Annotated in this window: 21 protein-coding genes and 1 pseudogene; 19 read left to right on the forward strand and 3 right to left on the reverse strand. The window is 65.5% G+C overall.

What is annotated here, in order from left to right; all coding sequences use genetic code 11:
• Window positions 1-101 precede the first annotated feature (101 nt).
• The 16 genes from ACIPK7_RS04645 (at window position 102) to ACIPK7_RS04720 (ending at window position 17227) form a co-directional block, all read left to right on the forward strand.
• Window positions 102-1202: an acyl-CoA dehydrogenase family protein gene (locus tag ACIPK7_RS04645; RefSeq protein WP_225614747.1), complete on the forward strand. Its 1101-nt coding sequence runs from the start codon at window positions 102-104 to the stop codon at window positions 1200-1202.
• Between the two features lie 25 nt (window positions 1203-1227).
• On the forward strand, window positions 1228-2412 hold the full coding sequence (locus ACIPK7_RS04650) for a lipid-transfer protein (protein WP_401085811.1): 1185 nt from the start codon (window positions 1228-1230) through the stop codon (window positions 2410-2412).
• Window positions 2413-2430: 18 nt separating this feature from the next.
• A complete protein-coding gene (locus tag ACIPK7_RS04655; protein ID WP_192431376.1) occupies window positions 2431-2871 on the forward strand; it encodes a MaoC family dehydratase N-terminal domain-containing protein in 441 nt (146 codons plus the stop codon).
• Between the two features lie 14 nt (window positions 2872-2885).
• Window positions 2886-3302 carry a MaoC family dehydratase gene (locus ACIPK7_RS04660; protein WP_401085814.1) on the forward strand — a complete coding sequence of 139 codons (417 nt, stop codon included), beginning with the start codon at window positions 2886-2888 and terminating at the stop codon, window positions 3300-3302.
• Window positions 3303-3502: 200 nt separating this feature from the next.
• Window positions 3503-4813: an alpha/beta hydrolase gene (locus ACIPK7_RS04665; RefSeq protein ID WP_401085817.1), complete on the forward strand. Its 1311-nt coding sequence runs from the start codon at window positions 3503-3505 to the stop codon at window positions 4811-4813.
• Between the two features lie 15 nt (window positions 4814-4828).
• Complete coding sequence (locus ACIPK7_RS04670) at window positions 4829-5269, forward strand: hypothetical protein (protein WP_401085819.1); 441 nt, start codon at window positions 4829-4831, stop codon at window positions 5267-5269.
• Window positions 5270-5271: 2 nt separating this feature from the next.
• Entirely contained in the window at window positions 5272-6339 is a 1068-nt protein-coding gene (locus ACIPK7_RS04675) for an alpha/beta fold hydrolase (RefSeq protein WP_225614712.1), read from the forward strand.
• The gene (locus ACIPK7_RS04680) at window positions 6336-6932 is read left to right on the forward strand and encodes a GNAT family N-acetyltransferase (RefSeq protein ID WP_401085821.1); all 597 of its coding nucleotides are present in this window, start codon (window positions 6336-6338) and stop codon (window positions 6930-6932) included. Before ACIPK7_RS04675 ends, ACIPK7_RS04680 begins: the two co-directional genes overlap by 4 nt.
• Before the next feature lie 104 nt (window positions 6933-7036).
• The gene (locus ACIPK7_RS04685; RefSeq protein WP_401085824.1) at window positions 7037-9022 is read left to right on the forward strand and encodes an alkyl/aryl-sulfatase; all 1986 of its coding nucleotides are present in this window, start codon (window positions 7037-7039) and stop codon (window positions 9020-9022) included.
• A gap of 45 nt (window positions 9023-9067) precedes the next feature.
• The gene (locus ACIPK7_RS04690; protein ID WP_401085827.1) at window positions 9068-10858 is read left to right on the forward strand and encodes an acyl-CoA dehydrogenase; all 1791 of its coding nucleotides are present in this window, start codon (window positions 9068-9070) and stop codon (window positions 10856-10858) included.
• A 91-nt stretch (window positions 10859-10949) separates the two neighbouring features.
• A complete protein-coding gene (locus ACIPK7_RS04695) occupies window positions 10950-11936 on the forward strand; it encodes a MoxR family ATPase (RefSeq protein WP_318652856.1) in 987 nt (328 codons plus the stop codon).
• Window positions 11937-11946: 10 nt separating this feature from the next.
• Window positions 11947-12894 carry a DUF58 domain-containing protein gene (locus ACIPK7_RS04700; RefSeq protein ID WP_401085830.1) on the forward strand — a complete coding sequence of 316 codons (948 nt, stop codon included), beginning with the start codon at window positions 11947-11949 and terminating at the stop codon, window positions 12892-12894.
• A 2-nt stretch (window positions 12895-12896) separates the two neighbouring features.
• On the forward strand, window positions 12897-13376 hold the full coding sequence (locus tag ACIPK7_RS04705) for a DUF4381 domain-containing protein (protein WP_401085833.1): 480 nt from the start codon (window positions 12897-12899) through the stop codon (window positions 13374-13376).
• Entirely contained in the window at window positions 13363-14349 is a 987-nt protein-coding gene (locus ACIPK7_RS04710) for a vWA domain-containing protein (RefSeq protein ID WP_401085836.1), read from the forward strand. Before ACIPK7_RS04705 ends, ACIPK7_RS04710 begins: the two co-directional genes overlap by 14 nt.
• Window positions 14340-15923, forward strand: coding sequence for a VWA domain-containing protein (locus ACIPK7_RS04715; RefSeq protein ID WP_401085839.1), 1584 nt, complete (start codon window positions 14340-14342; stop codon window positions 15921-15923). The genes ACIPK7_RS04710 and ACIPK7_RS04715 overlap by 10 nt, the downstream gene beginning before the upstream one ends.
• Window positions 15920-17227: a hypothetical protein gene (locus ACIPK7_RS04720; protein WP_401085842.1), complete on the forward strand. Its 1308-nt coding sequence runs from the start codon at window positions 15920-15922 to the stop codon at window positions 17225-17227. Before ACIPK7_RS04715 ends, ACIPK7_RS04720 begins: the two co-directional genes overlap by 4 nt.
• Before the next feature lie 584 nt (window positions 17228-17811).
• On the opposite strand, the gene ACIPK7_RS04725 is transcribed toward ACIPK7_RS04720, so the two are convergent.
• Window positions 17812-18201 (reverse strand): response regulator, encoded by a 390-nt coding sequence (locus tag ACIPK7_RS04725; protein ID WP_192290372.1) that lies wholly within the window; start codon window positions 18199-18201, stop codon window positions 17812-17814.
• 605 nt (window positions 18202-18806) lie between these two features.
• Window positions 18807-19427 (reverse strand): tyrosine-type recombinase/integrase, encoded by a 621-nt coding sequence (locus ACIPK7_RS04730; protein ID WP_401085846.1) that lies wholly within the window; start codon window positions 19425-19427, stop codon window positions 18807-18809.
• A gap of 270 nt (window positions 19428-19697) precedes the next feature.
• Here ACIPK7_RS04730 and ACIPK7_RS04735 point away from each other — a divergent pair.
• Window positions 19698-19882 (forward strand): annotated as a pseudogene (locus tag ACIPK7_RS04735) (arsenical resistance protein ArsH); the annotation flags it as partial.
• A 356-nt stretch (window positions 19883-20238) separates the two neighbouring features.
• On the opposite strand, the gene ACIPK7_RS04740 reads toward ACIPK7_RS04735, so the two are convergent.
• Window positions 20239-20523, reverse strand: coding sequence for a hypothetical protein (locus ACIPK7_RS04740; RefSeq protein ID WP_192290374.1), 285 nt, complete (start codon window positions 20521-20523; stop codon window positions 20239-20241).
• Between the two features lie 62 nt (window positions 20524-20585).
• Between ACIPK7_RS04740 and ACIPK7_RS04745 the strand changes: the two genes are divergently transcribed.
• A complete protein-coding gene (locus tag ACIPK7_RS04745) occupies window positions 20586-21035 on the forward strand; it encodes a hypothetical protein (protein ID WP_401085849.1) in 450 nt (149 codons plus the stop codon).
• A 46-nt stretch (window positions 21036-21081) separates the two neighbouring features.
• Window positions 21082-21819, forward strand: a complete 738-nt coding sequence (locus ACIPK7_RS04750; RefSeq protein WP_192319026.1) for a Crp/Fnr family transcriptional regulator — start codon at window positions 21082-21084, stop codon at window positions 21817-21819.
• Window positions 21820-21823: the final 4 nt, after the last annotated feature.

Below are 21823 nucleotides of genomic sequence, written 5' to 3' on the forward strand. Positions count from 1 at the left end.
GGACCAACAAGAACCAGTCGTGCCGTGGCCTAGCGCCCCAGGCACCGGACCAGGAGTCATCCGTGCATATCCAACGTAACGTCTTCCGTGAAGACCATGAGATGTTCCGTACCACCGCGCGCCGCTTCTTCGAGCGCGAATGCGTGCCGCGCCAGGCCGCCTGGGACGCCGCCGGCCAGGTCGACCGCGAAACCTGGCTGAAGGCCGGGCGCGAGGGCTTGCTGGGGATCACCCTGCCGGTGGAATACGGCGGTGGTGGCGGCGATTTCGGCCACAGCGTGGTGTTCAACGAGGAGTTCGCCCGTACCGGGGTGAGTGGCGCCTACTTCTCCATGCACTCGGATGTCATCGCGCCTTATATCGCCCGTTGCGGCAACGAGGAACAGAAACAGCGCTGGCTGCCGGGCGCCTGCAGCGGCGAGATCATCCTCGCCATCGCCATGACCGAACCGGGCACCGGCAGCGACCTCAAGGCAGTACGCACCACCGCCATACGCGACGGCGACGAGTACGTGATCAACGGCAGCAAGACCTTCATCAGCAACGGCCTGACCGCCGACCTGGTGATCGTGGTCTGCAAGACCGACCCGGAGGCCGGCGCCAAAGGCATCAGCCTGATTGCCGTGGAGGCGACGCGCGCCGGCTTCCAGCGCGGGCGCAAGCTGGCCAAGGTCGGTCAGCCGGCCGCTGACACCGCCGAGCTGTTCTTCGACAACGTCCGCGTGCCGGTGGGCAACCGCCTGGGCGAGGAAGGCCAGGGCTTCGCCTACCTGATGGGCGAGCTGCCCCAGGAACGCTTCACCATCGCCGTGTCCGCCGCCGCGCGACTGGAGGTCTGCCTGGAGCAGACCCTGGAGTACGTGAAGAGCCGCAAGGCCTTCAACCAGACCGTGTGGGACTTCCAGAACACCAAGTTCAAGCTCGCCGACATCAAGGCCCAGGCCGTCGCCGCGCGGCTGATGGTCGACCACTACCTGGCCGAGCACCTGCGCCGCCGCCTGACCCTGGAGGAAGCGGCGATCGCCAAGCTGTTCACCACCGAGACGCTGTGGAAGTGCCTCGACGACATGGTCCAGTTGCACGGCGGCTACGGCTACATGCTCGAGTACCCCATCGCCCGCGCCTTCGTCGACATGCGCGTCAACCGCATCTACGGCGGTACCAGCGAAGTCATGCGCGAACTGATCGCGCGCAAGCTCTGACCCCTCCCAGCACAGGAAACCTGACATGAGCAACAAAGTGTTCGTCGCCGGCGTCGGCATGATCCAGTTCAAGAAACCCGGTACCAGCGACAGCTACGACGTCATGGGCGAGCAGGCCATCCGTCTGGCTCTGGCCGATGCCGGCCTGGACTTCGCCGCGATCCAGCAGGCCTATGCCGGCTACGTCTACGGCGATTCCACCTGCGGGCAGAAGGCGATGTACCGCGTCGGCATGACCGGCATCCCGCTGATCAACGTCAACAACAACTGCGCCACCGGCTCCTCCGCCCTGTTCCTGGCGCGCCAGGCGGTGCAGAGCGGCATGGTCGACTGCGCCCTGGCGTTCGGCTTCGAGCAGATGAACCCCGGTGCGCTGAAGTCCGCCTGGAGCGACCGCGCCCCGGCCACCGAACGCGCGCTGCAATTGACCAACGAGCTGATCGGCCAACCCGACCTGCCCACCGCCATCCGCCAGTTCGCCGGTGCCGGCTACGCGCACATGCAGAAGTACGGCACCAAGCTGGAGACCTTCGCCGCGATCCGCGCCAAGGCCAGCCGCCACGCCGCGCGCAACCCGCTGGCGGTATTCCGCAACGTGGTCAGCACCGAGGACGTGATGGCCGCGCCGATGCTCTGGGAAGGCGTGCTGACGCGCCTGATGGCCTGCCCGCCGACCTGTGGCGGCGCCGCCGCCATCGTGGTCTCCGAGCGCTTTGCGAAAAAGCACGGCCTGCGCACCGACGTGATGATCGCCGGCCAGTCCCTGGCCACCGACCTGCCGAGCACCTACGAGGCCCGCGACATGATCCGCGTGGTCGGCTTCGACATGACCCGCCTGGCTGCCTCCCAGGCCTACGAACAAGCCGGCGTTGGCCCGGAGGACGTCCAGGTGGTGGAACTCCACGACTGCTTCGCGCAGAACGAGCTGCTGACCTATGAAGGCCTGGGCCTGTGCCCCGAAGGCGGCGGCGAACAGTTCGTCCTCGATGGCGACAACACCTACGGCGGCAAGTGGGTGACCAACCCCTCCGGCGGCCTGCTGTCCAAGGGTCACCCGCTGGGCGCCACCGGCCTGGCGCAGTGCTTCGAGCTGACCCATCAACTGCGTGGCAGCGCCGGCGATCGCCAGGTCGAAGGCGCGCGCATCGCCCTGCAGCACAACCTCGGTCTGGGTGGTGCGGGCGTGGTCACGATCTACCAGAAAAACTGATCGGCGGAGACAGCCCTGATGATCGACAAGAAACACATCGGCAAGCAGTTGCCGACTTTCTCCGCCAAGGCGGAGCTGGGCCAACTGCGCTTCTTCGCCAAGGCCATCGGCGAAACCAACCCGATCTACACCGACGAGCAGGCCGCTCGCGACGCCGGCCACCCCGGCGTACCGCTGCCGCCGACCTTCCTCTTTTCGCTGGAGTTCCTCATCCCGTCGAACGCCTGGCGCGACGAGCTGGGCATCGTGCCGACGCGCATCCTCCACGGCGAGGAGTCGTTCAAATACCACCGCATGGCCTATGCCGGCGACACCCTGACCTTCGACGTGCGGATCGCCGACATCTACGACAAGAAGGGCGGCGCCCTGGAGTTTGTCGTGCGCGAGGCCCGCGTGACCAACCAGCGCGGCGAGCACGTGGCGGACCTGCGCAGCATCCTCGTGCAGCGCAACGGCTGAAGCGGAGACTACTGATGAGCCAACTCAACTTCGAATCGATCCAGGTCGGCGAGCTGCTGCCACCGCTGACCCTGGCGCCGATCAACCGCACGACCCTGGCGCTGTTCGCCGGCGCCTCCAACGACCACAACGCGGTGCACATCGACATCGACGTGGCGCGCAAGGCCGGCATGCCGGACGTGTTCGCCCACGGCATGCTGTCCATGGCCTATCTGGGCCGCCTGCTGACCCAGTGGGTGGACCAGCGGCAGATCCGCGACTTCGCCGTGCGCTTCACCGGCATCACCCACCTCGGCCATGTCATCACCTGCTCCGGCAAAGTGGTGGAGAAGTTCGAGGCCGAAGGCGAGCGGCGGATCAAGCTGGAGATCCAGACGGCCAACCAGTATGGCGAGGTGAAGATCCTCGGCGATGCGGTGGTGGCGCTGTAACCGCTCCTGGCGTTGCAACACAAGCCCCGCCTCGGCGGGGCTTTTTCGTCACGCCAGTGCGGACCATAAGGCTGGACGCCGGACTGGCCACTGGCGCCCCACTCCACCGCCTGATTCGGGTGGTGTGACGACCTGGAGGCGACCGTATCGTGCCCGCAGGACTTATTCGCTGCGCACATGGATCGTCGGAGGACGCCCCCTTGAAACAACCGGTCCCTCAGCTAGCCCCGTTGCTCCCCACGCCCCCCGGGCTGATAGCCCTGCGCCCCTCCGGCGAGGGCCTGCCGCAGGTCTGCCGGGCCGCCGTGCCGGACCGCGATGCGCGGGTGTTTCTGCGCATGCTCAACCTGGCCACCCGCGTGCGCCCCATCGAACACTATTCGCTGTCGGAGATTCGCAAGGTCTGGCGCCTCACCGCGCAGGCGCTCGGCCGCCGCCTTCCGGTGGCCTCGGTCACGCACCTGGAAATCGACGGGCCGGGCGGCCCCCTCGCCCTTCGTGTCTTTACCCCACAACGTAGCGAGCAGGCGCTGCCGGCCTTCCTCTGGTGCTATGGCGGCGGTTTCGTGGTGGGCGACCTGGACACGGCGGACAGCATCTGTCGCAACATCGCCGTCGCCGCCGGCTGCATCACCATCGCGGTGCGTTATCGTCTAGCGCCCGAGCACGATCTCAAGGCCGGGCGCGCGGACTTCCTCGCCGCCCTGGAATGGGTCGCCGAACATGGCGCGGAGTTGGGTATCGATACCCGCCGCCTGGCCATCGGTGGCGACTCCGCCGGCGGCAATATCTCCGCCGCGGTCGCCCAGGAATGCGTGCGCCGCAAGGGGCCGAAGCTCAGCCTGCAAGTGCTCGCCTACCCCGCCACCGAACTGGTGCTGGCATTCCCCTCGCTGGCGGAAAACGCCGACGGCTATCTGATCACCGACAGCCTGCTCAGCCAGATTCAAACGGTCGCCGCCAGTGCCATCGAAGGGCTCGACCCCAGCGATCCATGGCTGTCGCCCCGGCGCAACCCGCAGTTGGCGGGGCTGCCAGCGGCTCTAGTGGTGAGCGCGGGCTTCGATCCGATCCGCGACGACGGCCTCGACTACACCTGCCGCCTGCGCGCCGCCAAGGTGCCGGTGCAGTTGCTGCACTATGCCGGGCAGTTCCACGGCTTTCTCAATTTCGACGCTGTCGTCGGCGCCGGCCAGGATGCCCTGCAGCGCATCGGCGCGGCACTGGCCCAGGCCTTTGCGGGTGAAGCTGCCAGTGACTACACCGTCGAGATCGCCGATGCAAGCGCCCAAGGCAGCGCGGCTGGCGAAGTCGCCCGTACCGCGCTGACGGTGTGGAGCGCCACCGATGGCTGGCGCGACACCCTGCTGCGCCAGGTGTCGCCGACGCTCGCCGGCTTCACCCACTGGATGCTCACGCCTTGCCTCGCCCCGGTCAACCTGATGCGTCGGCAACTGGACGGGCATCTTGAACAACGCATCGCCATCCAGACCTATCCCGCTCACCCCTGAATCCTGGAGTCAGCCATGGCCTTCTCGCTGTTTCCCGATCCGCTGCAACTGTGCCGTGACGCCATTACCCGGCTGGAAAATGGCATCAATGAATTCGCGGCGCGGAACATGGACTCGAAAGAATTCTCCCAGGTCCTCTCGCGCTATACCCAGGTCTCCCTGGGCGTGCAGTTCACCCTGGAAAAATCCCTCGCCTGCGTGCTGGAGCGCCTGGATCTGCCGAGTCGCAGCGAGGTGAGTGAACTGGCCACGGCGGTACAACGGGTCGAGGACAAGCTCGATCTGCTTCTCGGCGACGGCACCAAGCCCGCGCTCGCGCCGCGGCCGCCGCGAACCCGCCGGCCACTGAGCATCGAACCGGAGCAGGCGCTGGCCGAAGCCCGCGCGCGCGCCAAAGCCGCACCACGCAAGACCGCCCCCCGGCCCGCGCGGCGCCAGCCAAAACAGGAGCAGTAAGCATGCCGTTGGATCGTGGCCTGCCAGGACGCTTGCGCAGCGAAGCCAAGCGGATGCTGCAGCGCCGGCTGAACGCCCTCGACTATCTCAGCTCGCCCAGGCCGGCGGTGGGCATGACCCCGAAGACCCTGCTGCATCGTCGCGGCACCCTGAACCTGTACCACTACCACGCCACCGCGGACGAGGTGTACCGGGTGCCGCTGCTGCTGGTCATGGCCACCACCAACAAGGCCTACATCTTCGACCTGGCCAAGGGCCAGAGCCTCATCGAGTTCCTCCTGCATCGCGGCTATGACATCTATGTGATGGACTGGAGCCCGCCGACCCAGGCAGAGCGCCACCTGAAGATCGAGAACTACGTGCTCGACTTCATCCCCGACTGCCTGCGCCGGGTCCAGGAGCATTCCGGCAGCGAAGACGTCTCGCTGCTCGGCTACTGCATGGCGGGCGTTCTCGCCAGCATCTACACCGCCCTGCACCCCGATGGCCCGGTGAAGAATCTGCTGTGCTTCACCACCCCCATCGATTGGTCGCAGGTGGCCTGGCAACGGATCGTCGCCAACCCCGACTACTTCGACGTCGACCGCCTGGTGGACCGTCTGGGCATCATTCCGCCGCGAATGATCCAAAACGCCTTCGACATGCTCCGCCCGGCCGGGCGCCTGGCCGGCCAGTTGCGCCTATGGGACAACCTGTGGAACGCCGAGTACGTCAAGGGCTACCGCATCATGAACGGCTGGGGCGACGACACCCTGCCGCTGGCCGGCGATTACTACCGGCAGATCGTCAAGGAGCTGGTGTGGAAGAACGGCCTGCACAGCGGCAGCCTGCGCATCGGCGGGCGCCCGGTCGATCTCGGCCGGATCAGCGTGCCGCTGCTGCACGTCATAGCTCAGTACGACACCTTGGTGCCCCCCGCCTGTGCCCGTCCCCTGCTGGAGAAAGTCAGTTCGACGGACAAGGAAGAACTGGTCCTGCCCGGCGGCCACGTCAGCCTGGTGGCCGGCCCCTCGGCGGTGAAACGGCTGTGGCCGGCACTCGATCAATGGTTAGGGAGACGCTCCGTATGAAGAAACCACATCCGCGCAAATACCCGCACAGCCTCACGCTCGATGGCTCGAGCGTGGAGCTGCGGCTGATGACCGCCGCCGACGGCCCCGCGCTGAGCGAGTTCATCGGCCGTCTGCCCGTCCACGACCTGCTCTTCGTCCGCCGTAATATCAGCCACCCACGGGTGATCGCCGCCTGGCTGGCGGCCCTGGGCGAGCGCATCACCAGCCTGGTGGCCGTCGCCGAAGGCGAAATCGTCGGCTGCTCGGCGGTCGTCACCGATGCGCTGTCCTGGTCACCCCACGTCGGCGACCTGCGCATCCTGGTCAAGCCGTCCTGGCGCGGCTGCGGGCTGGGCCGGGTGCTCACCGAAGAAAGCTTCGCCCAGGCTCTCGCCCTGGACCTGGAGAAGCTCACGGTGCAAATGACCGTGGACCAGAGCGCGGCCATCGCGGTGTTCGAGGACCTCGGCTTCCGGCCTGAGTCGGTGCTGCGCAACCACGTCAAGGACCACGACGGCAAGACCTACGACCTGGCCTTGCTCAGCCTGGAAGTGAGCCAGCTCTACCTGTGCTCGCGGGCGCGAGGGATGTCCTCGGCGCTCAATGAATGATCCGTCGCTGCCGCGGCGAACCGGCATGGGCGCCACGGCAGTTTCACACGCGCGGACAGCGCGCTGTCGAGCGCTCTCAAAGAACAAAAAACACGGAGTTGCGTATGAAGAAGTCCTTCCAGATTCTGCCCCCTTCCCTGCTCGCCCTGGTCGTCGCCGCCAGCCTCAGCCAAGCGCTGCCGGCGGCCGAAAGCCGTGATGGCGAAGCGGCCAGCGCGAGCACCGTCGCCAAAAATGCCGAGGTCATGCAGCACCTGCCGTTCACCGACCGCACCGATTACCAGTCGGTCACCCGCGGACTGGTGGCGCCCTTCGACGGGCAGATCAAGAACGCCGACGGCAAGGTTATCTGGGATGCCAAACGCTACGCCTTCCTGGACGCCGACAAGGCGCCGGACACCGTCAACCCCAGCCTCTGGCGGCTCGCGCAACTGAACAACCACGCCGGGCTGTTCCAGGTCGCCGAGCACATCTACCAGTTGCGCGGCATGGACGTGTCCAACATGACCATCGTCGAGGGCAAGGACGGTCTCTTCGTGATCGACCCGCTGACCTACGCCGAAACGGCCCGCGCCGCGCTGGAGCTCTACTACCAGCACCGACCGAAGAAGCCCATCGTTGGCGTTGCTTACAGCCATAGCCACCTCGATCACTTCGGTGGCGTGCGCGGGGTAGTCGATGAAGCCGATGTGAAAAGCGGCAAGGTGAAAATCTTCGCGCCCTCCGGCTTCACCGAACATGCCATCAGCGAGAACATCTTCGCCGGCACCGCCATGAGCCGCCGCGCGCAGTACCAGTTCGGGAGTTTCCTGCCGCGCAACGAACGTGGCCAAGTGGATGTCGGGATGGGCAAGGCGGTGCCGTCCGGCGGCACCTTCACCCTGATCGAGCCGACCGACCTGATCAAGGACCACTACGAAACCCGCACGGTCGGCGGAATCGACATCGAATTCCAGCTCACCCCCGGCACCGAAGCTCCGGCGGAAATGAACTTCTACTTCCCGCAATTGCGCGCGCTGTGCATGTCCGAGAACAGCACACAGATGATGCACAACATCCTCACCCCGCGCGGCGCGCTGGTGCGCGATGCCAAGGCCTGGTCGCAGTACCTGGATGTCAGCCTGGAGCGCTACGGCGACAAGACCGACGTGATGTTCGTCTCGCACAACTGGCCGACCTGGGGCGGCGAACGCGTCCGCACCCTGCTCGCCGACCAGCGCGACATGTATGCCTTCCTCAACGACCGCACCCTGCACCTGATGAACCAGGGGCTGACCTCCACCGAGATCGCGCAGAAGATGGACAAGCTGCCCGGCGCCCTGGAGCAGAAGTGGTACACCCGTGGCTACTACGGCTCGCTCAGCCACAACTCCCGCGCGGTATACCAGCGCTACCTGGGTTACTACGACGGCAACCCGGCCAATCTCGACCCGCTCACCCCGGAAGAGGCAGCGACGCACTACGTCGACGCACTGGGCGGCGGCGCCGCGGTGGAGAAACTGATGCGCGCTGCGATGGACAAAGGCGACTACCGCTGGGCGGCGACACTGGGCAACCACCTGGTCTTCGCCCAGCCACAGAACCAGCAGGCCAAGTCACTCCAGGCCGATGCCCTGGAGCAACTGGGCTATCAAACGGAAAACGCCCTCTGGCGCAACATCTACCTGACCGGGGCCATGGAGCTGCGCCACGGCGTGCCCACCTATGACTCCAGCGCCACCAAGGTCGACCTGGTGAAGAACATGGAGCCGAGCCAGTTCTTCGACTTCCTGGCGATCCGCCTGGACTCGGACAAGGCGCAGGGCCACGACATGGTCATGAACTGGGTTTTCGAGGACCTTGGCCAATCCTACGCGGTGACCCTCCGCAATGGCGTGCTGACCCACCGCGACAATCAGACCAGCCCCAGCGCGAACGTGACGATCAAGCTGGCCAAGTCGACCCTCGACCAGATCAGCCTGCGCAAGCTGGACTTCCCCACCGCGATCAAGCAGGGCGAGATCAAGCTCGAAGGCGACGGCAAGATGCTGGGCGGCTTCTTCGGCATGCTCGACAGCTTCCCGCCGCAGTTCAACATCGTTACCCCCTGACCGCGCCGCCCTGCTACGGCAGTCGATTTGAACAGGAGCTTCGCCATGAGTGACTACACCGCCCCGCTGCGCGACATGCAGTTCGTTCTGGGTGACCTGCAATTGCTCGATACGCTTAACCGCCTGCCCGGTCAGGAAGAGATGAACGGCGAGCTGGTCGACGCCATTCTTAATGAAGCCGCGCGCTTCGCCCAGGGCGTCCTGGCGCCGCTCAACGTCATCGGCGACCGCCAGGGCGCGCGCTGGGAGGCCGGCGAGGTGCGCACGGCCGACGGCTGGCGCAAGGCCTACCGGCAGTTCGTCGAGGGCGGCTGGAATGCCCTCTCCTGCTCGCCTGAGTTTGGCGGCCAGGGCGTGCCGCGGCTGGTCTCGGCGCTGGTCGAGGAAATGTGGAACGGCGCCAACGTCTCCTTCGGCCTGTGCTCCATGCTCACCCGTGGCGCCATCGAGGCCATCGAGCTGCGTGGCTCCGAACCACTCAAGCGAACGTGGCTACCCAAGCTGGTGAGCGGTGAGTGGACCGGCACCATGAACCTCACCGAACCGCAGGCCGGCTCGGATCTCGCCGCCGTGCGCAGCCGCGCCGAGCCGCAGGCCGACGGCAGCTATAAAGTGTTCGGGCAGAAGATTTTCATCACCTATGGCGAGCACGACCTGACGGACAACATCGTCCACCTGGTACTCGCCCGCGTCCCAGGTGCACCGGACGGCGTGAAAGGTATCTCGCTGTTCGTCGTGCCAAAGTTTCTGCTCGACGCCAACGGCCAGCCTGGGGTGCGCAACGATGTACGCTGCGTGTCCATCGAGCACAAACTCGGCATCCACGGCAGCCCCACCGCGGTACTCGCTTTCGGCGACCAGGGCGGCGCCAGCGGTTGGTTGGTGGGTGAAGAGAACCGGGGCCTGGAAACCATGTTCATCATGATGAACGCCGCGCGCTTCTCGGTCGGTATCGAAGGCATCGGCCTGGCCGAACGCGCCTACCAACGCGCCCTCGCCTACGCCCGCGAGCGGGTACAGGGCAGCGCGCCGGGTAGCCGCGAGAAAGTCGCGATCATCCGCCATCCGGATGTGCGGCGCATGCTGCTGTCGATGAAATCGCGCATCGAGGCCATGCGCGCGCTGGCCGCCGAGGTGGCCCTGGCGATGGATTACGCGCATGCCCACGACGACGCCGAGGAACGCCAGCGCAACCAGGCTTTCGTCGACCTGATGATCCCGGTGATCAAGGGCTGCGCCACCGAGAACGCGGTGGACATCGCCTCCCTGGGCGTACAGATCCACGGCGGCATGGGCTTCATCGAGGAAACCGGCGCCGCCCAGCACCTGCGCGACGCCCGCATCACCACCATCTACGAAGGCACCACCGGCATCCAGGCCGCCGATCTGGTGGGGCGCAAGATCGCCCGTGACCAGGGCCGTGCCATCGACGCGCTGATCGGGCGGATGAGCACGGTCGAACAGCAGTTGCGCGCCGCCGACGCGGCGTCTCTGGCGTCCCTCGCCGATGGCCTGGGCCGGGCTATCGCGGCGCTGAAGGACGCGGTGGCCTACATCGTCGCCGGCTTCGACAGCCAGCCCCAAGCGGTGCTGTTCGGTTCGGTGCCCCTGCTCGAACTGCTCGGCCTGGTCGCCGGCGGCTGGCAGATGGCGCGCTCGGCGCTGGCGGCGCAGCAGCGACTGGCTCAAGGCGGCAGCGACGCCGCCTTCCTGGACGCCAAGCTGGCGACCGCGCGGTTCTACGCCGAGCACCTGCTGGTGCGGGCTCCGGCGTTGGCGCAGGTGGTGCGGCACGGCGGCGACTCGGCGCTGCGGCTGGACGATGCGCAATTCTGACCCACCCCCCCCCGGCCCGGGGGGCCCATCCGGCGCGCCGGGTGCGCTATCTATGGGGCGACAAAGCCATCCCGTGAGGGGGAGACAAGCGGTGAGCGTGCGCAATCGAATACTCGAGCTGGAACGGTCGCTGGCGCTTGCCGTGCTGGGCCAGGGTCGGGCCATCCGGCAGATCCTGCTGGGCCTGCTGGCCAACGGTCACCTGCTCCTCGAGGGGCTCCCCGGCCTGGCCAAGACGCGCACGGTAAAGGCACTGGCCCGGCACCTCGATGCACGCATGAGCCGCATCCAGTTCACACCCGACCTGCTGCCCTCGGACATCACCGGCGCCGAGGTGCTGCACCAGGCCGAAGGCCGCCAGGACATCCGCTTCCAGCCCGGCCCGCTGTTCGGCAATCTGATCCTCGCCGACGAGATCAACCGCGCACCGGCCAAGGTCCAGTCGGCCCTGCTGGAGGCCATGGAAGAACGGCAGATCACCGTCGCCGGGCACTCCCACCGCATGCCGCCGCTGTTCATGGTGCTGGCCACGCAGAACCCGGTGGAACAGGAAGGCACCTATCCCCTGCCCGAGGCCCAGCTGGACCGCTTCCTCATGAAGGTCCTGCTCGACTATCCCGAACCGCGGGACGAGGCGCAGATGCTGCGCCTGTTGCGCGAGGAAGAGCAGGCGCTCGAGGGCGCCGCGGCTTCCCGGCAGGACGAACCGGCGCCGCTGGACCCGGAGGTGCTGTTGCAGGCGCGGCGCGAAGTCAGCGGTGTCTATGTGGCGCCCGCCATCGACGACTATCTGCTCGACCTGGTGAGCGCCACCCGGCATCCCGACGCCTACGATCCGCAGCTGCGCCGCTGGCTCGCGGTCGGCGCCAGCCCGCGCGGCACGCTCGGCCTGGATCGCGCCGCGCGCGCCCACGCCTGGTTGCACGGGCAGGCGTTCGTCACCCCGGACAACGTCCGCGCCATGCTCCATCCGGTGCTGCGCCATCGACTGAGCCTGTCCTTCGATGCGCTGGCCGACGGGGTCGATGCCGACCAGGTGCTCGATCGCCTGCTAGACCTGGTGCCGATTCCCGCATGAGGGGCCGGTCATGCCGCTGAGCAGTGACATCGACGGGCTGGCGTACGTGTCGCTGGCGCAGTTGATCGGCCATCAAGCGCATGCCCGCGGTCTCGGCTTCTGCGTCCCACAGCGCGCCGGCAGCCGGCTGGTCGGTCATCACGGCTCGCGCCTGCGTGGGCGCGGCCTGAGTTTCGAGGAACTGCGCCACTACCAGCCCGGCGACGACCTCCGCCAGGTGGACTGGCGCCTGACCCTGCGCACCGGCCACCCGCACGTGCGCAGCTACAGCGAAGACCGCGAGCGCCCGGCGCTGATTCTGGTCGACCAGCGCATGAGCATGTTCTTCGGCAGCTGCCGCAGCCTGAAGTCCGCGCTGGCCTGCGAGCTTGGCGCGCTCTGCGGCTGGATCGCCCTGTACGGCGGCGACCGGGTCGGCGGCCTGCTGTTCAACGACCAGCGCATCGACCTGATCGCTCCGCGCCGGGGCCGCCGCCAGGTGGAGCGCCTGTGCGCCGGCCTGGTCAGGCAGAACCATGAGCTGCACGCCGGCAACCCAGCTATCGACAGCGCGGCGCGCCTGGACGAGGTCCTGCTCGAATGCCTGAAGCTGGCTCGCCACGACCAGTTGATCTGCCTGGTCAGCGACTTCGCCGGCGCCGGCGAGCGCACTGGCCTGCTGTTGCGCCAGCTCGCCGCGCGCAACCAGCTTATCGCCCTGCAGGTCTATGACCCGCGAGCGCTGGCGCCAATCGTCCGCCAGCGTCTGCGGGTGACGCAGGGTGAATCCGCGCTGGACCTCCCGCTGGGTAATCGAGCCGTTCGCCAGGTGCTCGCCGAACTGCTCCGCGCACGCCTCGATGCGGTCGGCGAACTGCTGTGCCGGAGCCGGGTGCCCAGCCTGCGCTTCAGCACCGCCGAGCCGGCCCTCGCGCAGTTGCGCAGGCAGCTTGGCGCACAAGCAGGGTGGCAAGGATGACCATGGCCAGCCTCGCGCAGTTGCGCGAACTGCCGTTGCCGGCGCCGCCACCCTATTACCCGCAGACCTGGGGCTGGCTGCTGCTCGCCGCGCTGCTGGGCGCCGCCCTGCTCGGCCAACTGGCGCGGCGCTACCGGCGCTGGCTTCACGACGCTTACCGCCGCGAAGCCCTGGCGTGCCTGGTGTACGTGGAACGAGCGCTGCCAGACGATCGCACGGTGTTACGCGAATTGCCGGCGCTGCTCAAGCGCGTCGCCCTGTCGATGCCGGACGCCTCACCCGCCGCGACGTTGGGGGGCGCGGACTGGCAGGCCTTGCTGCAGCGTTGTTGCCCGGAACGCCTGCCGGCGGACTTCGCCGAGCGCCTGGCGCTGCTCGCCTATGCACCCGCGGACTACCTCGAGGGGCTCGACGCGGCCCAGTGCGCAACCCTGCTGGGGCAGTGCCGTCGCTGGGTGGAGAGCCATCATGTGGCAGTTTGACTATCCCTGGCTGTTGCTGGCAGCGCCGTTGCCCTGGCTGGCCTGGCGCTGCCTGCCGGAATACCGCGAAGTCCGCCTGGCCCTGCGCATCCCGTTCTTCACCGCCATAGCCACCACGCTGGGCCAGCGCTCCCGGCCGCTGAGCGATGGCGCCAGCCGCTGGCAGCTGCCGCTCAACCTGCTGGTCTGGGGTCTGCTGCTGATCGCCCTGGCGCGGCCGGTGTGGGTCGACAAGCCGTTGCAGCGCACGGTGCCGCTGCGCGACCTGATGCTCGCCATCGACATTTCGCAGTCCATGGAAACCCGCGACTTCAGTGACCGCTCAGGAGCGCGGACGGACCGCCTGAGCGCCGTCAAGCGCGTGGTAAAGGGGTTCATCCAGCACCGTCAGGACGACCGCCTGGGGCTGATTCTGTTCGGTACCGCCGCGTTTGCGCAGGCGCCGCTGACGATGGATCACGCCAGCCTGAAACTGCTGCTCGACGAAGCCGACGTCGGCATGGCCGGTCCGAACACCGCCATAGGCGATGCCATCGGCCTGGCGATTCGTCAGTTCGAGCACTCCACCGCCACGGACAAGGTGCTTATCCTGCTCACCGACGGCAGTGACAACGGCAGCGCCGTGGCCCCGCTGCGGGCCGCGCAGATGGCCGCGCAACACGGCATCCGCGTGCACTGCATCGGCATTGGCGACCCGAATACCAGCGGTGAGGAGAAGGTCGACTTCGAGGCCCTGCGGCAGATCGCCGACGCCACCGGCGGGCAATTGCTGCGCGCCCAAGACAGCCAGGCGCTGGAACAGGTCTACGCCAGCCTCGACCGCATGACCCCGCGTCACGTGGCGACCCTTATCAGGCAACCGCGCCACGATCTGTTCTGGCTACCGCTGGGCGGCGCGCTCCTGGCGCTGCTGCTGGGCCACTCGCTGGCTGCGCTCGCCGGTGCACGCGCGCGGAGTGACCGATGGACCTGAGCGCCTTTCACTTCCTGCGCCCGATCTGGCTGCTGGCCATGCTGCCGGGCTTCCTGCTGCCGCTGATCCGGCGCGCTCGCCGCCGCGCCCCCGGCATCGAGGGAGCGGGCATAGCCGCGCACCTGTCGCGGCATCTGCTGCTCGGTGGCGAGCAGGGTCGACGCCTGCGGCCAATCCACCTAATCAGTGCCCTGCTGCTCGGCGGTGCCCTGGCGGCCGCCGGGCCGACCTGGAAGCAGGACCGTCCGGCTTTCCTGGAAGACCGCGCGCCGCTGATCTTCGCCCTCGACCTGTCGGCCTCGATGGACGCCTCGGATGTGCCGCCCACCCGCCTCGACGCGGCGCGCTACAAGCTGCGCGAACTGGTGCATCGACGGGCCGGCGCCCGGACCTGCTTGATCGCCTTCGCCGGGAGCGCGCACCTGGTATTGCCACCCACCGCCGACACGGAGCTGCTGGACAGCTTCGGCCAGGCGTTGAGCAGCGGCATGATCGAGCACCCGGGCAAGAACCTGCTGGCGGTGGTCGAACTGGCCCAGCGCCTGCTCGCCACCGAAGCGCAGCCCGGCACCCTGGTCATCGCCACCGATGGCGCCGACCGCGGGCAATTCAAGGCCATCCGCGAACGCCTGAGCGGCAGCGCCTTGCAGGTCCTGATCCTCGCCGTGGGCCAGTACGATGGCGGCATGCTGCGCGACGCCACGGGCCAGCCCAGGGTCGATGGCAACGGCCGGCCGCTGCTCGGCAGCTTCGACAAGGACGCCCTGGAGTCGCTCGCCGATGCGGCCGATGCGCCGATCGCCAGCCTCCGGGTGGACAGCGGCGACCTCGACTGGATCGAGCGTCACGCCGAACAGCACCTGCGCAGCGCCAGTGGCGAGCAGGCTCCGCAATGGCAGGACGCCGGCTACTGGCTGTGCTGGCCGCTTGCGCTGCTCGCCCTGGGCTGCATTCGCCGTGGCTGGAACCTGTCCTGGGCGGCGGCGCTGCTGCTGGCCATCGGTCTCGCCGGACAAGCTCAGGGCGCGCGGGCCGAGCCCTTCGACGAAGCCTTCATGAGCGCCGATCAGCAGGGGCGCTGGGCCTTCGAGCAGGGGCGCTATGCCCAGGCCGCCGCCCGCTTCGAGGATCCCTACTGGAAAGGGCTGGCAGCCTACCGTGCGGCGGATTATCCGCTGGCGCTGGAAAGCTTCGCGCGCCTGCAGACGGCGCCTGCGTACTTCTACCTGGGAAATGTCTACTGCCGTCTCTGGCACTTCGGGCTGGCGATCGCCGCCTATCGCCAGGCGCTGGTCCTGCAGCCGGTCTTCCCCGAGGCCCAGGCCAACCTGCAACTGGCCCTGGCCTTGCAGCAGGACTACGAAGACGCCCAGGCCAATGCGCCGCAGCAGTCCGCCGACAAGGTCGAAATGGATCTCAAGGGCCAAAACGGCAAGGACGCCACGTTGCAGCACCGGGTCGTCAGCGAGGAACGCTGGCTGCAGAACCTCGATACCTCGCCCGCGCAGTTCCTGCGCCGCAAATTCCAGTTGCAGGACGCACGCGCGGCCCAGGTCCACGAGGATCCGCGATGAAATGGCCGGCCCTGTATCTGTGCCTGATGAGTGCGCTGGCGTGTGCGGATCAAGCTCAAGTGCGGATCGAGGAACACTTGCAACCTGCCGACTCGGTACTGGTCGGCGCGACGCTGCGCCTGCAGGTGGACGTGCTGGTGGACAGCTGGTTCAGGGCCGCGCCGCAGTTGCCCGAGCTGAACCTGGACGGCGCCACGGTAACGATGCCGGAGCAGGCCGAGCAGAACCTCAGCGTGGTGCGCGACGGCACGCCGTTTTTCGGTTTGCGCTACAGCTACCTGATCTCTCCTCGCCGCGCCGGTGTTTTCGGCACCCCGGCACTGACCGTGCAGGTGCAGCCTGGCCAGTCGAGCGGCCGGGTCAGCGTGCGCCTGCCGACGCTGACCTTCACCGCCCATCAGCCGGCGGGCGCTGCCAGCGGCGCGCCGACGCTGGTCGCCGAGGCGCTGAACGTCACGCAGCGCGTCCTCCGCTCCGCCGATCCGCTGGCGGTCGGTGGGCGGATCACCCGCGAGGTCGTGGTGGAAGCCACCGGTGCGCAGGCCGAGGCCATGCCGCCCATCGTCTTCGCCAGCGTCGACGGGTTGCGCACCTATCCCCTGCCGGCCCGCGTCGAGTCGCTGCACGATGGCCGCGGCGGCTTCATCGGCGCCCGCCGAGTCGCGTCTGTCGACTACCTGATCGAACGTTCCGGCCACTTCACCCTACCGCCCATCGAGTTGCACTGGTGGGACATGACTGGCCAGCGCCAGGCGGCAAGCGTGTCGGGCGTCGAGGTCTCGGCGCGGCAGGCACAGGCGCTGCCAAGCCCGTTCGCCCTCGTCGACGAGCAGGCTCTGCCCCGCTGGCTGGGCCGTCACTGTCTGATGATCGGCGCGCTGGTCGGCATGGCCGCGACGCTGTATGTGCTGATCCGCACCTGGGGCAGCACCCTTGGCAGGCGCTGGTCGCATAGGTGGAGCGCACGCAAGGCCAGGCGCCTGGCCTCCGCCGAGTACGCATGGCGCCTGGCGCTGCGCCATCTGGCGATGCGCCCGGCACGGCTGGACGGGCTCTATGGATGGGCGCGCAAGTCGACCGGGAGCCTCGAGCTGCGCCAACAGCTGGCTGGCTGCGCCGCCCATGAGCAAGCGCTCGACCACTACTTCCGCGCGCGATTCGCCGCAATGGCTTCGGCTGACGCGCAACTCCGGAGCCTTGCCCGCCTTCTGGGCAAGGCCGGACCGCAGAAACGGCGCACCGCCGGCCCCGCCGGCCCCGGCGGCGCGGGCGCGCTCAGGCCGCTGCGCGTGCTTACGGGTTAAGCTGGAAAAAGGAAAATCAGGATATGGACTTTCTAAGGAAATCCTGCAGGAGACTTCCAGAACGGATGCAGAGAGTCGCTTTCTGTCGGTCGCGACTGGCAGAGATCGGCCACTAGCGGACTGTCGTAGCAGCTCATAGCTTCTTCTGCGGCGTAGCTGGTGATGATTTTCCGATGCTGAGCTATGTTGAAAAGGCTTTGGTCGTTGTAGACGCCGCAACCGTGGAAGACCAGCCCAAACAATCGCTTAACTTTCATTTTTGCTTCCGGACAGCAGTCATGAAAGACACCGAACGTGAAATGATCGAGCTCGCAATCCTAGCCTTCCTAGAGCTGACTCCCTCCTTACGCGAACAGATCAGACTGCTAATTCCTGCTTCGATGTCTCGCGAGGAGGGTGGGTCCCTCTTTCGGCATAAGGTCTGGTCAGAGCTGTGCCATGCGGCAAAGCAAGCAGGCATTCAACCAATGAATTAAGCGAGCCAGGTGATAGAGCTGTATCGTCGTGACCTTGCGCAGAACAGACGGCTGCCCCCCGAGGAACTACTCAAACTACTTGGATAGGCGCCCATGCGATCCACTCGCTTAGTGTGGAAGAGCAAGAGCCTCTTTTACTGTGGTCATGAGTGCCGTGAGATCAAATGGTTTGTCGAGAAAGCGGTAGGCCGGGAAGTCTCTACTCCAATAGCCGCCTGACATAATGATAATGGGGATGCTTGGGGATCTCTGCGCAATTTGGCGCGCTAGCTCCAAGCCGTCAATTTCTCCTGGCATTGAGATATCAGTGAGCAAGAGGGCAAGTTGACTTGGATTTGCATTGATCCACGCGAGTCCATCATCAGCACTTCCAAGAACGATGGCGGGGATTCCGTAATCTTCCATCGCCAGCCCCAGGACTCTGGCAAGAGTCGAATCATCATCAAGAATGAGTACGTATGTGACGCATTCTGTGGGTGGACCTCGGAGCGTTTCCATGCCTAATCTCCTGCGTGTGCAGCGGTAGAAGGCACTTCCTCGCCTACGTTCACATTATTCGCGTTACCCGTTTTTTATCCGACGCACGGTGGAGTTGATGGGTAGCTCAGCCAAATCAGGTTTACGCCAGTACTCTGACCTCTCGCTGCGAGCCATCCAGAGCTGTGGGTAATTTCAGGCTGCTTTTGAATGCCAGGTGAATGCCCGTGACTCGCTTGTAGGCTCTCCAAAATAAATACGCAGCACTCAATGTTGCGCCGAAGCTCGTTGAAGCGCTGAGCAGAAAAGGGGGGATCAGATGGGGCGGCTTCTGTAGAGAGCTCATCCGCCAACATCCTCAGAAAGCACGTAGCGATGTTTAGACCAGAGGTGAATCGTCGATCATCCATACCGTCCTCGGCTGACGACCGAACGGGGGAAGGGATTTCCGCCAAAACTCGGGCGCTATGAGGTCACACTCCCCCCTTATCTCTGATTCTGCAATCGATTTGGTTGAACACAGGGCCTAAGGGCGTGTCACCTAGTACCTGTCGATATCAGCTATGGGTCGCTAGCTGACTCAAAGAGGCGCCGGCTCGAAACCCGGCGCCAACCTGGAGAAAAGGTCAAACCTCAGTTTGCTCCGCCATTTCTAGAGCGTCGTCCACCTCAATCCCGAGGTATCGAACGGTGCTCTCCAGTTTCGTATGGCCTAGCAGCAGTTGAACCGCACGCAGGTTCTTCGTTCTGCGATAGATCAGCGATGCTTTGGTTCTACGAAGGGTATGGGTTTCGTAGAGCGTGGGGTCGAGACCGATTGTCGTTACCCAAGCTTTCACTATGCGGGCGTACTGCCTCGTGGATATGTGCGCCGAATGTCGAGCACGACTGGGAAAAAGGAAATCGTCGTTGCGACGGTGGGCGGCACTGATCCAAGCTTCAACTGATGCTCTCGTCTGGGCGGTGATTTCGAACTGGACCGGCCGCTGGGTCTTCTGTTGCATGACGATTGCACGCGTCGATACATGATCACCGTGAGCGATGTCTCTGACGCGCAGCTTCGTTAAATCGCAGGCTCGCAATTTGCTGTCGATGGCGAGGTTGAACAGCGCCAGATCACGTTCCTTGTTTGCGATTTCCAGTCGCACTCTGATAGCCCAAATGTCCCTGAGTCTCAGCGGTGCTTTCTGGCCGACCAGTTTGCCCTTGTTCCAAGGTTCGAAAGCTTTCGTTTTGTGTGTGGCCATGATTCGTCCTCCACATGAGTGAAGGAATAGGGTGCATCGCTCCTAGCTCCAAAAGAGCTTCGGCCAAGCCCTATGGGTGGAATGCCCTTATAACGCGCGTGCTGGATATTTCGTTTCCACCGCCGCTGGCTCTCAGCGACTTCAGACTACTTTCAGATTCGCCGCTGATACTCCCCTCATCGATCGCCCCTGGGGTAATCAGCATGACCCAGCAAGAATGGAGCGGCCTGTTTCCATTCCAGTTTGGGTCCGTCGTCGAGCGAAAAGCTCACCATTCCCAACCAAACCTCGGTACCCAAGGCCTACCTGGAGTTCGACGACGCGGGGGTGCGAAACCGTCGGCTTACTACGATAGCGTGGTGGACGTCATGGAAAAACTGGTGAAGTTCACCCTGCTGCGTAATAGCCAGGGCTTCCTGGCGGATCGTTATTCGGAACGCATGGAGAGCGCCTAGCAACTTTCCGCCCACCTGAGTCAGCGCCCAATCTGAGGCCGCCATGAGAATCGAAATCAGAGACGCCGGCCCCGAGGACGCTGCGGCTATCCAGGCCATCTGTGCTCCGGTTGTGACCGGCACGGCGACCCCCAGAGGAGCTGCCGCCGAGCGGCGAGGAGATACGGGAGCGCGTCGTCACGCCACAGCAGACCTACCCTACCTTGTCGCCGCGGAGCGCGATGGGCGTCTGGTTGGCTAAGCTTGCGCCAGCCAGTACAGGGCCCGAGCAACACACCGCTCGGAAGTGGATGTCACTGTCTATAATTGCGGAGAGCGAGCGACGCGCGGAGGTTAGCCGCGACCTCTACAGCAAGCTACTTCACATACTCGCCAAGCAGCGATTCAACGCTGCCTCTGTCGACATCGCGCTGCCCAACGCGGATTGCGTCGGTTTGCATGAGCGGCTGGGCTTCCGGCACATCGGCACCTTCCAGTAAGTCGGTTTCAATCTGGGCCAATGGCACGACGTCGGCTATTGGCGACTGGATCGTGGTGATCCGGGCAACTCGCCCGAGATTCCTCGTCGATACTTCGAGATTGTTGGGGAATGACAGCTCAATCGGCCGGGCTTCATATAAAGCATGTATATCCCGCCCCATGTCGGGCCCTGCATGTCCGGCCAATCATCCTAGTCGAACCTCGGTGCGCTGCTGAGGCGGTCTTGGTCAACATCAAGCACGAAGCGCTTGTTCACCGTATCCAGCCTCAAGAGACTCCATGGAATTGCAAACTGTTTTTCTCCCATCTCCAGGAATCCGCCGAACGACAGCCCGGCGCAGGCAACTTACCTACTTTGCGAATACAGCATAATTTTCTTGAGGCCGCCAAGACCTTCGTCCTCGAAGTTGCAGATGTCACTCTCGATGAGCGTATCTGCGCTCAGCAATTGGGGGCCGAGACAGGAATGGTCATCGGCGGCTACGCCGTTATGGCCCTCGTACATACTGAAGGAATCGCCATCTTCAATGTTCATGGAAAATCCCTGAAAAGATGCGATGACTTGGTCGTACAAAGCGCCAGATCAGCATCCGCCGCCGCAAGCTCCAGACTGCGCGCCAGCGGGAGCCCGGTCTGTGCGATAGGGAACTTTGCACCACCGGTAAAGGCCTGAAACTGTATGCTTGAGTAGTCGCGATACGCCCCGTGAGGAGGCCGCCATGCGAGAGACTCCCTCCCCCGCGCAGAACCATTTACTGGCCGCACTCCCCCGAGAGGTTCAGGAGCGCCTCTTCCCCCATCTGGAGCTGCAACGCCTGGAACTGGGCAAGGTGATCTACGAACCCGGTGATGCGATGCGTTACGTGTTCTTCCCCACCGACTCCATCGTTTCGCTTTTGTACGTGATGGAAAGTGGTGCATCGGCCGAGATATCCGTGGTCGGTAACGAGGGGCTGGTCGGTATAGCCGTCTTCATGGGCGGCGAGAGCACCCCCGGCCGCGCTATCGTGCAAAGCGCCGGCAGCGTTTACCGGCTCGCAGGGCAACGAATGAAGGACGAGTTCGGCCGCCACGGCGACATGCTCCAGTTGTTGCTCCGCTATACCCAGGCATTGATCACTCAGATGGCCCAGACGGCTGTCTGCAACCGCCATCACTCCATCGACCAGCAACTCTGCCGCTGGCTGCTGCTGTCCCTCGACCGCCTGCCCGGCAACCAGCTGATCATGACCCAGGAGCTCATCGCCAACATGCTCGGTGTGCGGCGAGAGGGCGTCACCGAAGCGGCCGGCAAACTGCAGAAGCAAGGTGTGATCGAGTACAGCCGGGGGCGGATCACCGTGCTGGACCGCTCGCGCCTGGAGGTATTGAGTTGCGAGTGCTACGCGGTGGTGAAGGCGGAAACCGACCGCTTGCTACCCTACGTTCCCCGTCGTCCAGGCCATACGGCGGGGTGACACG

The sequence above is a fragment of the Pseudomonas sp. NPDC086581 genome, assembly GCF_044746165.1.
In the GTDB taxonomy this organism is placed as follows: Bacteria; Pseudomonadota; Gammaproteobacteria; order Pseudomonadales; family Pseudomonadaceae; genus Pseudomonas.